Origin of the sequence: Streptomyces sp. NPDC005863 (assembly GCF_042871345.1) — a bacterium.
Taxonomy (GTDB): domain Bacteria; phylum Actinomycetota; class Actinomycetes; order Streptomycetales; family Streptomycetaceae; genus Streptomyces.
Window position 1 is genome coordinate 184,267 of sequence record NZ_JBIAII010000004.1, and the last position, 15,095, is coordinate 199,361.

11 protein-coding genes are annotated in these 15,095 nt (G+C 70.8%); 5 read left to right on the top strand and 6 right to left on the bottom strand.

Annotated elements, in window-relative coordinates:
* Positions 1–38 precede the first annotated feature (38 nt).
* Both ACFYO9_RS17090 and ACFYO9_RS17095 read left to right on the top strand, forming a co-directional pair.
* Positions 39–788, top strand: a complete 750-nt coding sequence (locus tag ACFYO9_RS17090; protein WP_358775779.1) for a L,D-transpeptidase family protein — start codon at positions 39–41, stop codon at positions 786–788.
* A 136-nt stretch (positions 789–924) separates the two neighbouring features.
* Positions 925–2,586 carry a peptide-N4-asparagine amidase gene (locus tag ACFYO9_RS17095; RefSeq protein ID WP_358775781.1) on the top strand — a complete coding sequence of 554 codons (1,662 nt, stop codon included), beginning with the start codon at positions 925–927 and terminating at the stop codon, positions 2,584–2,586.
* Between the two features lie 87 nt (positions 2,587–2,673).
* On the opposite strand, the gene ACFYO9_RS17100 is transcribed toward ACFYO9_RS17095, so the two are convergent.
* The 3 genes from ACFYO9_RS17100 to ACFYO9_RS17110 form a co-directional block, all read right to left on the bottom strand.
* Positions 2,674–4,164 carry a Gfo/Idh/MocA family oxidoreductase gene (locus tag ACFYO9_RS17100; RefSeq protein ID WP_358775783.1) on the bottom strand — a complete coding sequence of 497 codons (1,491 nt, stop codon included), beginning with the start codon at positions 4,162–4,164 and terminating at the stop codon, positions 2,674–2,676.
* 216 nt (positions 4,165–4,380) lie between these two features.
* Positions 4,381–7,305: an FAD-binding and (Fe-S)-binding domain-containing protein gene (locus ACFYO9_RS17105; RefSeq protein ID WP_358775785.1), complete on the bottom strand. Its 2,925-nt coding sequence runs from the start codon at positions 7,303–7,305 to the stop codon at positions 4,381–4,383.
* 118 nt (positions 7,306–7,423) lie between these two features.
* Positions 7,424–7,867, bottom strand: coding sequence for a MarR family transcriptional regulator (locus tag ACFYO9_RS17110; RefSeq protein ID WP_355809498.1), 444 nt, complete (start codon positions 7,865–7,867; stop codon positions 7,424–7,426).
* Between the two features lie 94 nt (positions 7,868–7,961).
* Here ACFYO9_RS17110 and ACFYO9_RS17115 point away from each other — a divergent pair, with 94 nt between their 5' ends.
* The 3 genes from ACFYO9_RS17115 (at position 7,962) to ACFYO9_RS17125 (ending at position 11,446) form a co-directional block, all read left to right on the top strand.
* Positions 7,962–9,770, top strand: a complete 1,809-nt coding sequence (locus ACFYO9_RS17115) for an ABC transporter ATP-binding protein (protein ID WP_358775787.1) — start codon at positions 7,962–7,964, stop codon at positions 9,768–9,770.
* Positions 9,771–9,813: 43 nt separating this feature from the next.
* A complete protein-coding gene (gene mltG / locus ACFYO9_RS17120; RefSeq protein WP_358775789.1) occupies positions 9,814–10,626 on the top strand; it encodes an endolytic transglycosylase MltG in 813 nt (270 codons plus the stop codon).
* A 118-nt stretch (positions 10,627–10,744) separates the two neighbouring features.
* On the top strand, positions 10,745–11,446 hold the full coding sequence (locus tag ACFYO9_RS17125; RefSeq protein ID WP_358775791.1) for an antibiotic biosynthesis monooxygenase: 702 nt from the start codon (positions 10,745–10,747) through the stop codon (positions 11,444–11,446).
* Between the two features lie 98 nt (positions 11,447–11,544).
* On the opposite strand, the gene ACFYO9_RS17130 is transcribed toward ACFYO9_RS17125, so the two are convergent.
* The 3 genes from ACFYO9_RS17130 to ACFYO9_RS17140 all read right to left on the bottom strand — a co-directional run bounded on the left by ACFYO9_RS17130 (position 11,545) and on the right by ACFYO9_RS17140 (position 15,020).
* The gene (locus ACFYO9_RS17130; RefSeq protein WP_358775793.1) at positions 11,545–12,681 is read right to left on the bottom strand and encodes an NAD(P)-binding domain-containing protein; all 1,137 of its coding nucleotides are present in this window, start codon (positions 12,679–12,681) and stop codon (positions 11,545–11,547) included.
* Positions 12,682–12,756: 75 nt separating this feature from the next.
* Positions 12,757–13,965, bottom strand: coding sequence for an LLM class flavin-dependent oxidoreductase (locus ACFYO9_RS17135; protein ID WP_358775795.1), 1,209 nt, complete (start codon positions 13,963–13,965; stop codon positions 12,757–12,759).
* Positions 13,966–13,967: 2 nt separating this feature from the next.
* Entirely contained in the window at positions 13,968–15,020 is a 1,053-nt protein-coding gene (locus ACFYO9_RS17140) for an ABC transporter substrate-binding protein (protein WP_358775797.1), read from the bottom strand.
* Between the last annotated feature and the right edge of the window lie 75 nt (positions 15,021–15,095).

Consider the following 15,095-nt stretch of genomic DNA (forward strand, 5'->3'; position numbering starts at 1 on the left):
GCGCGGGAGTACCGCGGACCAGGTGCGACCATGGGCGGATGCGTATAGCCGGTGTGGTGCGAATCGGGGTCGCGGCAGCGGCCTGCGGTGTTCTTCTGACGTCCTGCGCGAGCGGGAACGACGACGGTTCCGGAGATGGCGACGCCGGTCACGGCAAGGGCGCCCAGGGCAGCGGCAAGGGTGCCGCCGCCGCTGATCTTCGGCGCATCCCGGACGTGGGCGACGGTTTGCAGTCCAAGATCCCCGAGAACTCCCGCCAGGTGGTCGCGGTCTACGGCGACGGCGTCGACTCGGCCGACTCGACGGTCGTGCTCTACACGAAGTCATCTGACCAGGACAAGACCTGGGAGAAGGCCCGCAGCTGGCCCGCGCACAACGGCAAGAAGGGCTGGACCACTGACCACCGGGAGAACGACAAGCGCAGCCCGGTCGGCGTGTTCACGCTCACCGACGCGGGCGGGGTCCTCGCGGACCCGGGCGCCAAGTTCCCGTACACGAAGTCGGCGTCCATCCAGGCCCCGCACTACTGGCCCAAGACGCACTGGCACGACTTCGACTACGTCATCGCCATCGACTACAACCGCGCCAAGGGCACGCCGCCGAACGACCCGACCCGGCCACAGGGCCAGGAAAAGGGCGGCAGTATCTGGCTGCACATGGACCACGGCAGCGGCACGTCGGGCTGCGTCAGCCTGTCCAAGTCGGCCATGGAGTCACTGCTGCGCACCCTTGACCCGAAGCAGCACCCGGTCGTGGTGATGGGCGACAAGGCGAACCTGCGGGCGTGAACCGTCGAGCAGCACCAAGAGGGAGTGCGGCGTCGGGCGGCACTACGTGGAAGTGAAGCGCCGGGCAGCGCCACACGTACGTGCAGCGTCACGCAGCACCATTGCGGTGATCGGGAACTGCCCATAGAAATCCCCCATGAGAAGATGCGTCATGTCCATGCTCGCCGGTGCGGCCCTCGCTGCGAGCACTCTCCTCGGCGCAGGCCCGGCTACGGCCGACGGTGCCGGCGATCGCTCCACGACCGACGGCGCCCGCCCAGCCGCGACGCCTCCGCCCGAATTCGGTTCCGACTGGCACGATCCGGTCACCGCGGCCCCGCCGGTGTCGAGACCGCACACCAAGTCATGCGAAGTGACCGTCGCGGAGGCCCAGTTCAAGGACTTCACCCCGTACAAGGGCACCTACACCCCTCCGAAGAAATGCGGTGCCGGACGCTGGGGCAAGGTGGTCCTGCGCCTGGACGGAAAGGTGAAGGGACGGCAGTACGACCGGCTCGGCTACCTGCGCATCGGTGGTGTCGAGGTCTTCCGCACCTCGACCCCGGAGCCGTCGGCCGACGGCATCACCTGGTCCGTGGCGAAGGACGTCACCCGCTACAGCGAGACGTTGAGCCGGAACCAGCAGGTGGAGATGCTCATCGGCAATGTCGTCGACGACACCTACACCGGGATCATCGACGTCAAGGCGACGCTGACGTTCTACGCGCAGGAGAAGCGCGGCGCGACGCCGCAGGCGACGCCCGATCGTGTCATTCCGCTCGGGGAGCGCACATCCCTCACCACCCCGCGCAACAGCGAACGCATCGTCGCCGAGGTGTACGCCACCGGCTCCGGCGGCGGCTGCGAGGAGTACTGGTACCTGACGGTGCCGGACGCCGCGCCCTACTCCTGCAAGGCCGACAAGGGGCCGTACCGCGAGATCCAGGTCACGGTCGACGGCCAACTGGCGGGCATCGCCGCGCCGTTCCCGACCGTCTGGACCGGTGGCTGGTCCAACCCCTTCCTCTGGTACGTGATCCCCGGGCCCCGCGCCTTCGACATCAAGCCCGTCGAGTACGACCTGACGCCCTTCGCCGGCATCCTCAACGACGGGCGCCCGCACCGGGTGGAGGTCTCCGTCGTCGGTGTCCCCGAGGCGCAGACCGGCTGGAGCACCCCGGTCAACGTCCTGGTCTGGCAGGACGAGAAGAGTGAGCACGTCACGGGCCGGCTGACCCGCCACCAGGAGGGCGCGCCGGTGAACGAGTCGACGTATAAGCCCGGTTCCGGACAGGATCCGCACCGCTTGGACACGACGGGCGGTCACCGGCTCAGCGTCTCGGGGTACGTGAACACCTCACACGGACGCGTGACGACGACCGTGAACCGCACGCTCGCCACCACCTCCGTCCACCGTTGGACCGACGGCGAGGCGATGGACGCGCTCAAGGCCACATGGACCGACCGCGAGACGGTCACGACGGGCCGCCGGGCCGTGCGCACCGACCGCACGTACAGCATGGACGGCACGACGACCCTCGGATCCGGTGACCGGCTGCGTACCGAGATCGCGCTGGGCGACCGCACGGAAAGCCGCACGAGCCACGCGAGCGGCGGTGGTGGGCGGCGCGGCAACTGGTCGGTGCGGGACGACCGTTACGACGGCGACGCGACGTACACGGCCAACGCCCCGCGCGACCAGCGCCACGCCGTGGGTACGTCGCGCGAGCGCTACCGCCTGATCGGCGACACGGGCTGCTACGACCGCACCCTCGCCACGGTCCAAGGCACCCTCACCGAGGACCGCCGGCGCTGCTGACCGACGGTTGACCGGGACAACGGACGGAGACTCCGGCGGCCGCACGCCACGCGTCGCAAGCCACGCGCCGCGCGGTCGCCGGGCCCGTTACGCCTCCTCCGGCTTCTCCGAATCCATGCCGGGCCGTGCCTTCTTCCAGAGGCCGCGGGTGAAGTCGGGGATCGCCTGCGGCGCGCCCTTCGCCTTGATCGACAGATGGCTCAGCGGCACGGGCGAGGTCCAGGTCGCGGCGTCGTACACGTCGAAGTCCGGCACCAGGCCGAGCCGCATGGTCTGCATCAGCCGGAAGATCATGATGTAGTCCATGCCGCCGTGTCCGCCGGGCGGATTCGCGTGCTCCTTCCAGAGCCAGTGGTCGAAGTCGGCGTACTGGGTGAAGTCGCCCCACTCGTCGTTCGTGTGGTCGGGCTCGATGTAGATGCGCTCCGGGTAGTCCTCGAAGACGCCGCGCGTGCCGCCCAGGCTGTTGATGCGGCTGTAGGGGTGGGGCGTCGACACGTCGTGTTCGAGGCGGATCACCCGGCCCTTCGCCGTCTGGACGAGACTGATCGTGCGGTCGCTCTCGATGTACGTCTCCTTCCAACTGGGGTCGCCCGCGGGCATGTGCGCCTTGCGGTACGCGGCGAGGCCGAGCGAGGGCGTGCCGAAGCTGGAGATGTGCGTGACGCGGTCGCCGCGGTTGACGTCCATGTAGTTGGCGACGGGACCGAAGCCGTGGTTGGGGTAGAGATCGCCGCGCAGCCGGGTGTGCCACAGACGACGCCACGGCCCCTCGTAGTAGTCGGGGTCGAACATCAGACCGCGCAGGTCGTGGTTGTAGGCGCCCGCGCCGTGCAGGAGATCGCCGAACTTGCCCGCGTGCGCCATCCGCAGGACGCGCATCTCGTTCTTGCCGTAACAGCAGTTCTCCAGCTGCATGCAGTGTCTGCGGGTGCGCTCGGAGAGGTCCACGAGCTCCCACAGCTCGTCCAGCCGCAGGGCGATGGGGCACTCCACGCCCACGTGCTTGCCGTTCAGCATCGCCGACTTTGCCATCTCGAAGTGGAAGTCCCAGGGCGAGGCCACGTAGACGAAGTCGATGTCGCCGCGCTTGCACAGGTTCTCGAAGTCGTGCTCGCCCTTGGTGTACGTCGCCGGGGCGGGCTGGCCCGCTGCCGTGACCTTCTTCGCGGCGGCCGCGGTCTTCTCCTTGACCGGATCGCACAGCGCCACGACCCGGACGCCGGGTATCGCGAGAAACAGGTCGATCATGCTGCCGCCGCGGTTGCCGAGCCCGATGATCCCGACCCGGACCGTGGAACGCCGCTGGAACGGTACGCCGATCATGGTCTTGCCCTTGCGCGCGGGAGTCTCGGCGGTGTCCGGCACCGCGGCGTCCGCGGCGGTGGTGGCGTCGGCGGTCGCGGGGGCGTCGGCGTGCGCCGTCCCGCCCGTGAGGGCGCCGACCCCGAGACCCGCGCCGGCGAGCCCCGCCGTCCGGAGCACCGCACGGCGCGAGCGGCCGTCTCCCCGCGTGCCCTCGGCGGAGTCGTCGGGGTGGGTGGCGTCGGGAGTCGGTGTCGCGTTCTCGTCGTGCATCGGACCTCCGTAGCTATGAGCGGCTGGTCTCTACCACTGGGGCGGAAGCCACCCTGATGGGGGGAGGGCCGGTGCGCAAGAGGCCGAAGTGGCCGAGGAGTTGGACTTCTCGTCGTGACGCGAAAGGCTTGCCGCCTCTGTTCGTCGGGGACATCCTGTGTTCGTCGGGGACGTCCTGGTCCGCGCCGGACGGGGTTCTTACCGCCCGGCGGAGCCCTACGGCCGCGTCGCACGCTCCAGTTCCAGGAGTACGGAGTAGTAGCCGCGGCCCGTCGCGTGGTCCATGCCGACCTCGCACATGCGGTTGGCCGAGAGGTGTGCGTCGAAGGGGCGGGAGGTGACCTCCGCGGCCTCCTTGCGCGTGGCCGACTCCGTGAGTTCCTTGTGGAGCATGCCGCGGTCGCCCGCGAAGGCGCAGCATCCCGCGTCGTCCGGGACGACCACCTCGTCGGCGCAGGCCTCGGCGACGGCGCGCAGGTGCCCCTCGTCGCCCAAGTGCTGCATGGAACAGGTGGGGTGGAGCACGGCGGAACCGATCGTCCGGCGCACCGTGAGGCGGGGGAGCAGCTCGTCGGCGGCCCAGACGATCGAGTCGACGACGGTCAGCTCCCGGTGCAGTGCGCGGTTGTCCGGGGTCAGATAGGGCACGACCTCGTGCGCGATGCCGAGCGTGCAGGAAGACGCGTCGACGACGAGGGGCAGGCGGCCGCCGGCGGTCCAGCCCCAGGCCGCCTCGACGATGCGGTTGGCCATGACCCTGTTCCCCGCCTCGTACCCCTTGGAGTGCCAGATCGTGGCGCAGCACGTCCCCGCGACGTCGTCCGGGATCCAGACCGGCCTGCCCGCGCGCGCGGCGACGGCCACCACCGCCTGGGGCAGGGAGCGGTCGCCCGGGCCCCCGAAGATGCGGTTGACGCAGGCCGGGTAGTAGACGGCGGTGGCGTCCACCCGCGCGGTGCGCGGCAGCCTGCGCGCTGCGGCCGCGGGGATCTGGGGCAGCCACTCCGGGACGAGGTCGGGGCGGACCGCCTTGCGCGCGGTGCGCGTCACCGCCGTGAGCAGCCGGTCGCTGATCCGGTCGGCGGCGGCCACCGCGAGCCGCGCGGAGGTCTCGACCGCCTTGAAGTTCCTCGCGGCGAGCGCTGCCGCCTTCTCCTCGCGGGGCGAGTGCCGGGCGTGCCGGAAGTCCTTCATCAGGGCGCCCGTGTCGATCCCGACCGGGCAGGCGATGCGGCAGGTGGAGTCGCCGGCGCAGGTGTCCACGGCGTCGTAGCCGTACGCCGCCACCAGGCCGTCCTCGACCGGGGACCCTTCCGGCTGGCGCATCATCTCGCGGCGCAGCACGATGCGCTGGCGCGGCGTCGTGGTCACGTCCTCGCTGGGGCAGGTCGGTTCGCAGAAGCCGCACTCGATGCACGGGTCGGCGATGAGCTCCACCTTCGGGATGGTCTTGAGGCCGCGCAGATGGGCCTTCGGGTCACGGTCGAGGACGATGCGCGGGGCGAGGACGCCGTCCGGGTCGATGACCTGTTTCGTGCGCCACATCAACTCCGTCGCCTTCGGGCCCCACTCCAGCTCCAGGAACGGGGCGATGTTGCGGCCCGTGGCGTGTTCGGCCTTCAGCGAGCCGTCGAAACGCTCGACGGTCAGTCGGCAGAACGCGTCCATGAAGGCTGCGTACCGCTCCACGTCGGCGGGGACCGCGGCGTCGAAGGCGAGCAGGAAGTGGAGGTTGCCGTGCGCGGCGTGGCCCGCGACGGCCGCGTCGAAGCCGTGCCGCGTCTGGAGGTCGAGCAGGGCCTCGCAGGCCTCGGCGAGCCGCCCCGGAGGTACGGCGAAGTCCTCGGTGATCAGCGTCGTCCCGGAGGGGCGGGAGCCGCCGACCGCGGCGACGAAGGCCTTCCGCGCCTTCCAGTAGCCGCCGATGGTCTTGGCGTCGCGCGTGAAGGTGTTGGTCACCGAGGCCACGGGCGCGACCAGTTCGAGCCCGTCGAGAGCCTTGGCGGCGGCCGCCTCGTACGCGTCCTGTGCGGCCCGGTCCGGAGCGCGGAACTCCACCAGGAGTGCCGCGGTCGACTTCGGGAGCCCTGCCCAGTCGGCGGGCACGCCCTGGACGCTCACCGACGCGCGTAGCGTGTTGCCGTCCATCAGCTCGACGGCGAGCGCACCGGCCGCGTTGAACAACGGCACAGCGGCCGCCGCCGCGGGCAGCGAGGGGAAGAACAGCAGGGCGGTGCTCGTGTGCCGGTCCAACGGCAGCGTGTCGAAGACGACCTCCGAGATGAAGCCGAAGGTCCCCTCGGAACCGACCATCAGACCGCGCAGGATCTGCACGGGGGTCGTGCCGTCGAGGAAGGCGTCGAGGCGGTAGCCGTTGGTGTTCTTGATCGCGTACTTGGCGCGGATGCGGGCCACCAGCGCGGGGTCTGCCTCGATCTCACGCTTGATCGCCAGCAGACCCTCGCACAGCTCCGGTTCCGCGTGCGCCAGTTGGTCGTCGGCGTCCGGGGACGCGGTGTCCACGACGGTGCCGGAGGGCAGGACGAAGGTCAGTGACGCCACGGTGCGGTAGGAGTTGCGGGTGGTGCCCGCGGTCATGCCCGACGCGTTGTTCGCGACGACGCCGCCGACGGTGCAGGCGATCGCGCTGGCCGGGTCGGGGCCGAGCACCCGGCCGAACCGGGCGAGCGTGGCATTGGCCCGCAGCACCGTCGTGCCCGGGCCGATCCGGGCCCGCTCGCCGCCGCCGAGCACCTCCACGCCCGACCAGTGCTTGCGGACGTCGACCAGGATGTCCTCGCCCTGCGCCTGGCCGTTGAGGGAGGTGCCCGCCGCGCGGAAGACGACGTCCCGGCCTTTGCCGCGCGCGTACGACAGGACGGCCGACACGTCGTCGATGTCCTCGGCGACGACCACGACCTGCGGCACGAAGCGGTAGGGGCTGGCGTCCGAGGCGTACCGCACCAGGTCGGAGACCTTCGTCAGGACCTTGTCCGCGCCGAGCAGCGCGGTCAGACCGGAACGCAGCGGCTCCGGGGTGCCGGCGGCCCGCCGGTCGGGCACGCGATCGTGCGACGGGCCCTGGACGCGCGACGCGGCACCGGGGCGCAGGGCGTCCGGCTCGGGCTTCAGCAGCGGCATGAGCTCTCCTCGGCGGTTGCGGTGGCGTACCGGTGGTCGCGTACCCGGCGGTGGTGCTCGGCGCTGCGGACGGTGGTGCCCGGCGGTGCGGACGGTCGTGCCCGGCGGACCGGAGGCCTCAGCAGCGGCGGACGTCCGGCACGTCGAACAGGGCGTTGAGGAGCACGCCCAGCTGGGCGCGCTGCTCGGAGTCCAACGGAGCCAGGATGTCCTCCGCGGCGGTGCGGCGCGCGCTGCGCAGCTCGCCGAGCGCCTTGAGGCCGGCGTCAGTGAGCTCGATGCGGATCACCCGGCGGTTGGTGGGGTCGGGCGCGCGTCGTACGAGATCGGCGGACTCCAGGCCGTCGACCAGGGTGGTGACGGCGCGGGGGACGACTTCGAGGCGCTCGGCGAGGTCGGCCATGCGCGGCGGGGTCTCGTAGTGCGCGAGGGTGCGCAGCAGGCGGGACTGGGCGGGCGTGATACCGATCGGCACCAGATGGCGCTTCTGGATCCGCTGCAGCCTGCGGGTGAGCCGCAGCAACTGTTCGGCGAGCAGGCCGTCGGGGTCCGGGGTGTTCATGCGGGAACTTTAACAGGACCTTGTGCATTGTGAGTATAGGTAACAGTGAGCTATGCTCCCTGAGTCATCGTCGTCCGAGATCCCGAAGGAGCCCATGCGCCACGACGAACCCACCTGGACGCCGCAGTCCTCTGCCCCCGGCGAGGAGCCGCAGCCGCGCCAGATGCGCCGCATCCTCCGCCTCTTCCGTCCCTACCGAGGCCGCCTCGCGATCGTGGGCCTCCTGGTCTGCGCCGCCTCGCTCGTCTCGGTGGCGACCCCGTTCCTGCTCAAGGAGATCCTCGACACCGCCCTGCCCGAGGGGCGTACGGGCCTGCTGAGCCTGCTCGCGCTCGGCATGATCCTCAGCGCGGTCGTCACGAGCGTCTTCGGCGTCTTGCAGACCTTGATCAGCACCTCGGTGGGGCAGCGCGTCATGCACGACCTGCGCACCGCGGTCTACGGCCGGCTGCAGAGCATGTCCCTGGCCTTCTTCACCCGCACCCGCACGGGCGAGGTCCAGTCCCGCATCGCCAACGACATCGGCGGCATGCAGGCGACGGTCACCTCCACCGCCACCTCCCTGGTCTCCAACCTCACCAGCGTCATCGCGACCATCGTCGCCATGCTCGCCCTGGACTGGCGGCTCACCGTCGTCTCGCTGCTCCTGCTCCCCGTCTTCGTGTGGATCAGTCGGCGCGTCGGCCGCGAACGCAAGAAGATCGCCACGCAGCGCCAGAAGCAGATGGCCGTGATGGCGGCGACGGTCACCGAGTCCCTCTCCGTGAGCGGCATCCTGCTCGGCCGGACCATGGGGCGCGCCGACTCCCTGACCAAGTCCTTCGCCGACGAGTCCGAGCAGCTGGTGGACCTGGAGATCCGGTCGAACATGGCGGGCCGCTGGCGCATGTCCGTGATCTCGATCGTCATGGCCGCGATGCCCGCCGTCATCTACTGGACCGCAGGCCTCGCCTTCCAGCTGGGCGGCCCGACCGTCTCGATCGGCACGCTCGTCGCCTTCGTCTCGCTCCAGCAGGGACTGTTCAGGCCGACGGTCAGCCTGCTCTCCACCGGTGTGCAGATCCAGACGTCGCTCGCGCTCTTCCAGCGCATCTTCGAGTACCTCGACCTGCCGATCGACATCACCGAGCCCGAGAAGCCGGTGCGCCTCGAAAGGATCAAGGGCGAGGTCCGCTTCGAGAGCGTCGAGTTCCGCTACGACGAGAAGTCGGCCCCCACGCTCCAGGACATCGACATCGCGATACCCGCGGGCGGCAGCCTCGCCGTGGTCGGACCCACCGGCTCCGGCAAGTCGACCCTGAGCCACCTCGTCCCCCGTCTCTACGACGTCACGGGCGGCCGTGTCACCCTCGACGGGGTCGACGTGCGCGACCTCGACTTCGACACCCTGGCGCGCGCCGTCGGCGTGGTCTCCCAGGAGACGTACCTCTTCCACGCCTCGGTCGCCGAGAACCTCCGCTTCGCCAAGCCGGACGCCACCGACGAGGAGCTTGTCGCCGCCGCGAGCGCCGCCCAGATCCACGACCACATCGCCTCCCTCCCGGAGGGGTACGACACCGTGGTCGGCGAGCGCGGGCACCGCTTCTCCGGCGGCGAGAAGCAGCGCCTCGCCATCGCCCGCACCATCCTGCGCGACCCGCCGGTCCTCATCCTCGACGAGGCGACCAGCGCCCTGGACAACGGCACGGAGCGAGCGGTCCAGGAAGCCATCGACGCCCTGTCCGCCGACCGGACCACCCTCACCATCGCCCACCGGCTCTCCACTGTCCGCGGCGCCGACCAGATCGTCGTCCTGGACGCCGGACGCACCGCGGAGCGCGGCACCCACGAGGAGCTCATCGCGCGGGACGGCCGTTACGCGGCCCTCGTCCGCAGGGAGGCCCAACTGGAGCCCGCGACATAAAGATATGTCCGGAATATAGGCATTTGCGGGTTACCGTGCCTCCATGCAGACCAAGATTCCGCGACGGGGCACGATTCGACTGACGCGGCGGGGCAAGATCGCCCTGATCGCGACCGGAGCCGCCGCTGCGGTCACCGCCGTGACGGTGCCGCTGCTGCTTCCTGACGACGACGCGAAGCCGCAGACCCTGACCATCCCGGAAGGGTGGCGTTCGGGTCAGGTGTACGCGGCCGTGGACAAGGCCCTCGGGGTGCCCAAGGGCACCACGAAGAAGGCCCTCCCGAAGGCCGGGCTCAAACTTCCCCGGGACGCCCACGGCAACCCCGAGGGCTATCTGTTCCCGGCGACGTATCCGATCGATTCCCGGTCGACGCCTGCCTCCGTGCTGTCGTACATGGTGAATACGGCCCAGCAGAAGTTCGGCGGGGGCCAGGTCACGGCGGGCGCCGACCAAAATGCCGCAAACGGCTACCAGACCGTCACCATTGCGAGCATGATCGAGGCAGAGGCGGGCTCCAAGGAGGACATGGGCAAGGTCGCCCGGGTCATCCAGAACCGTCTCGACCGGGGGATGCCGCTGCAGATGGACTCCACCATCAACTACGCGCTCAACCGTTCCACCCTGGCGACCAGCGAACGCGACACGCAGATCAAAAGCCCGTACAACACCTACGCGCGCATGGGGCTGCCGCCCACGCCGATCAGCAATCCCGGCGAGGAGGCGATGCGGGCGGCCACCAATCCGACCCCGGGGGACTGGCTGTACTTCGTGACCGTGAAGCCGGGGGACACACGTTTCACGGCGAGCTTCGAGGAACACCAGAAGAACGTGGGGGAGTTCAACAGGGCGAAGTAGCAGGAGGCCAGAGGGGGGTTCCTTTCGGCCGCCGGGCCGGCTTCGCCTTGACCTCAACCGTGGTTCAGGTACAACGCTTTTCACCGACCATACCGCTCAGTATGCAGAGGAGCCGACCGTGGCCGCACCGATATCACGTGCCTTCCCCGACGTCCGGCGCGCGGACGCCGGGACGATCCTCGTCAGCTCCTGGACGCTGCCGGCCCCAGGGGTCCAGAAGCAGGCCGCGGACCTCGTGATCGAGGAGTGGGAGCAGCAGGAACGCCCGGCGGGCATGCTCTCGTTCACCACGTTCCTCAGCGAGAACGGCCGTGAGGTCCTCAACTACGCGCAATGGACGGACGACGACTCCTACCGCCGGTGGACACGGGCGGCCAAGAGCGCTGAGGACAGGGGCAAGGTCGACCGCATGGTGCTGGGCATCGAGCGGCCCGGCGAGGTGCGCTACGCGATCTACCGCAGCTATGCGCCCGACGAGGGCGCGGACCGGGACCCCGGCGCGCTGGTCACGCCCATGTTCGAGACCGAGGGCCCGGACAGCCAGCGCGCGTTCGTCGACGGAGTCATCGGCATCCTGGAGCGGACCCGGCCGCCGGGGTTGCTGGCCGCGCACTTCCATACGAGCAAGGACGGCCGGCGAGTGCTCAACCACGCGGAGTGGGCGGACCTCGCCTCCTGGCGGCGTTTCAACGAGGGCGGCGGCACCGTCGAACTGGCCATGATGATCGACAGCTTGGAGGGGGTCACCCCGGCCCCCACCCTGCCCGCCGTGCCGCGTTACCTCCCGTACAAGAGCCTGGTCAACGTCGCCGCGCCCTGACCCGGATCACGCACCCCGACACTGATCGCCGCAGCCACCCGCCATCCACCATCCACCATCCGCCATCCGCCATCCGCGACGGCGAGGACACCGCCGGTTCACACCGCGGCAGGCGCCCCCGCCAGCAACCGCTGGATGTCGCGGACCGCCGCACGGCCCGCCCGGTTGGCGCCGATCGTGCTGGCCGAAGGCCCGTACCCCACAAGGTGTACGCGCGGGTCGGCCGCGGCCCGGGTGCCCGCGAGACGCACGCCACCGCCTGCCTCGCGCAGCCGCAGGGGCGCGAGGTGCTCGATCGCCGGGCGGAAACCCGTCGCCCACAGGATGACGTCCGCGTCCACGCGGCGCCCGTCGTCCCACGCCACCCCGGCCGGCGTGACCCGGTCGAACATCGGCAGCCGGTCGAGCACGCCGTCCGCCCTGGCCTGCCGGATCGCGTCGTTCACCGGCAGCCCCGTCACGGAGACCACGCTCTGCGGCGGCAGGCCCTGGCGCACCCGCTCCTCGACCATGGCGACGGCCGCCCGGCCCCAGTTCTCGTCGAACGGACCTTCCCGGAAGACCGGGGGCCGCCGGGTGACCCAGGTCGTCGACGCGGCGTAGGGGGCGATCTCCATCAGGTGCTGCGTGCCGGACGCCCCGCCGCCCACGACCACGACCCGCTGCCCCCGGAACGCCTCGGGACCCGGATAGATCGCCGTGTGCAACTGCCGCCCCCGGAAGGTCTCCTGGCCGGGGTAGCGCGGCCAGAACGGGCGGTCCCAGGTGCCCGTCGCGTTGATCAGCGCGCGCGTGGACCAGGTGCCGGCCGACGTCTCGACGAGCAGACGCCCGTCCTCGCCGGGGCCGGAGCCGGAGCCGGAGTCGTCCTCCCGGACCCGGTACACGTCGACGGGGCGCCGCACGCGCAGGTCGAAGCGGTGTTCGTACTCCTCGAAGTACTCCCCGATGACCTCCGACGACGGGCGGGCGGGGTCCGCGCCGGTCAGCTCCATGCCGGGGAGCGCGTGCATGCCGTGCACCTTCCCGTACGTCAGGGAGGGCCACCGGAACTGCCAGGCGCCGCCGGGCCGGGGCGCGTGGTCGAGGACCACGAAGTCCCGGTCCGGCTCGAAGCCGACCCGGCGCAGGTGGTAGGCGCCGGACAGTCCCGCCTGTCCGGCGCCGATGACGACCACGTCCACGTCCTGGACCGCCGCTGGGAGGGCCGCGTCTCGTACCCCGATGTCGTTCACGCTTCTACTAACTTCATCGGGGTTCGGGATCTTCCCGGCGGGAGGTGTGAGATCCCGCGGGCGGGACGGCCGGGCTCAGCGGCCCCCCGCCACCAGCAAGGGAGCCCCGCCCGGAGCGGACGCCGGACGGCCGTTCGACGCCGGTACGCCCGCGAGCGGTGAGGCGGGAATCCGCGACAGCAGCCCGCGCGCGGCCAGCTCCGGAATGACGCCCTCACCGAACCAGTACGCCTCCTCCAGGTGCGGATAGCCCGACAGCACGAAGTGTTCGACGCCGAGCGCGTGGTACTCCTCGATCCGGTCGGCGACATCGGCATGGGCGCCGACCAGCGCCGTGCCGGCCCCACCGCGCACCAGGCCGACACCGGCCCACAGGTTCGGGGAGATCTCCAGCTTGTCGCGGGAACCGCCGTGCAGCGCGAGCATGCGCTGCTGGCCCACCGACTCGCTGCGCCCGAGCGCCTCCTGCGCGGCGGCGACGGTGTCCGGATCGAGGTCGTCGAGCAGCCGGTTCGCGGTCGCCCACGCCTCGGCGGCCGAGTCGCGCGAGATGGTGTGCAGACGGATGCCGAAGCGGACCGTGCGCCCCTCCTTCTCGGCGAGCCCGCGAATCCAGTTGATCTTCTGCTCGACCTGCTCCGGCGGCTCGCCCCAGGTCAGGTAGACATCCGTGTGCCGCGCCGCGACCGGCCCCGCCGCCGCCGACGAGCCGCCGAAGAAGATCTCCGGCAGGGGGTCCGGCGGCAGCGCGGTCAGCCCGCCCTCCACCTGGTAGTGCTCGCCGGCGAAGTCGAACGGCCGGCCGCTCCACGCCCCGCGTACGACCGAGAGGAACTCGTCGGTGCGGGCGTAGCGGCGGTCGTGGTCCAAGTGGTCGCCGAACCGCCGCTGTTCCGTCGAGTCGCCGCCGGTGACCACGTTGAGCAGCAGCCGGCCGCGGGTGATGCGCTGGTACGTGGCCGCCATCTGCGCGGCGAGCACCGGGGAGAGCACGCCGGGGCGGAAGGCGACGAGGAACTTCAGCCGTTCGGTGTGCTGGGCGAGGGCGACGGTCGTCAGCCAGGCGTCCTCGCACCACGTGCCGGTCGGCGTGAGGACCGCCTCGAACCCCAACTGCTCGGCGGCCTTGGCGATCTGGGCCAGATACTCGATGTCGGGCGCGCGCACGCCGCTCACCGGGGTGACCCGGGAACGCGTGATGCCGCCGTCGGTGTAGGCGTGCCGGTCGACGAGGGTGCGGCCGTCGCCGCCGGTCGGCAGGAACCAGTGCAGGTGGACGTTCATGGTCAGGACTCCTTGCGGTACGAGCGCGGCGCGGTGGTGGAGGGCGGCAGATCGCCGTTGAAGCGGGTGTCGACGTAGTCGCCGAAGTCGATGCGGCGGGGGATCAGCTTCAACTCGCTGAAGGTGTCGGCGATCTCCTGCTCTGAGGTGACGACGTCGCGGTCGACGGCAACCGGCACCCGTGTGCCGTTGGTCCGCTTGACCGCGTCGAGTGCGACGCCGTAGGGCAGGCCGGTGTCCTTCGCCCAGACCTTCGCCCAGGCCTCGGGGTGTTTGAAGACCCAGTCCTGGGCCCGGCGGAGCCGCTCCAGGTAGTCGGAGATCGCCTTGGACTTCTTCTTGTCGGCGAGGGCGCCGGGCGCCGCCGCCTGGAAACCGAGGCCGTTGACCAGCCCGTCGCCGTCGGTGAGGACGCGCCCCTTCTTGCCCCGCAGAACCTGTGAGGTGTACGGGTCCCATACGGCCCAGGCGTCCACCTTGCCGCTGGTGAACGCGGCCAGGGCGTCGGCGGGCTGCAGATACTTGACCTTCACGTCCTTGAAGTCGAGTCCGGCCTTCTTCAGGGAGGCGACCAGCTGGAAGTGCGCCGACGAACCCTGCGCCACGGCAACGGACTTGCCCTTGAGCTCCTGGGGCTTCTTCAGGGGTGAGTCCTCGGGCACGAGGATCGTGTCGCCCGCCGCCGTGCCGTGGGTCGCGGCGATGACGGTGATTTTCGAGCCGGCGCCGGCGGCGAAGACGGGTGGGGTGTTGCCGATGGCGCCGATGTCCACGGCCTTGGCGTTGATGGCCTCCAGGAGCGGGGGCCCGGACGTGAAGGTCGACCAGCGGATCTTGTAGTCGAGGTCGTCGAGTTCACCGGCCGCGCGCAGCACGGCCTCCGAACCGCCGCGCTGGTCACCGACGTTGAGAGTTAGTGACCCCTTGCCGTCGGTGCCGCCGCCGGATCCTCCGATCGAGGTGCCGGCGGAGGAGGTGCCGGAGCAGGCGCTGAGCAGCAGGGACAGGGGGAGCAGGAGCAGGGCGGGGGAGAGGGCGGGGCGGGGTGGTCGCATGGCGGTTCCGTTCGGTTCGGTCGGGACGCGGGGCCGGCCGGCCGTGGGGCGGGGGCCGGCAGGCTTGCACGGACT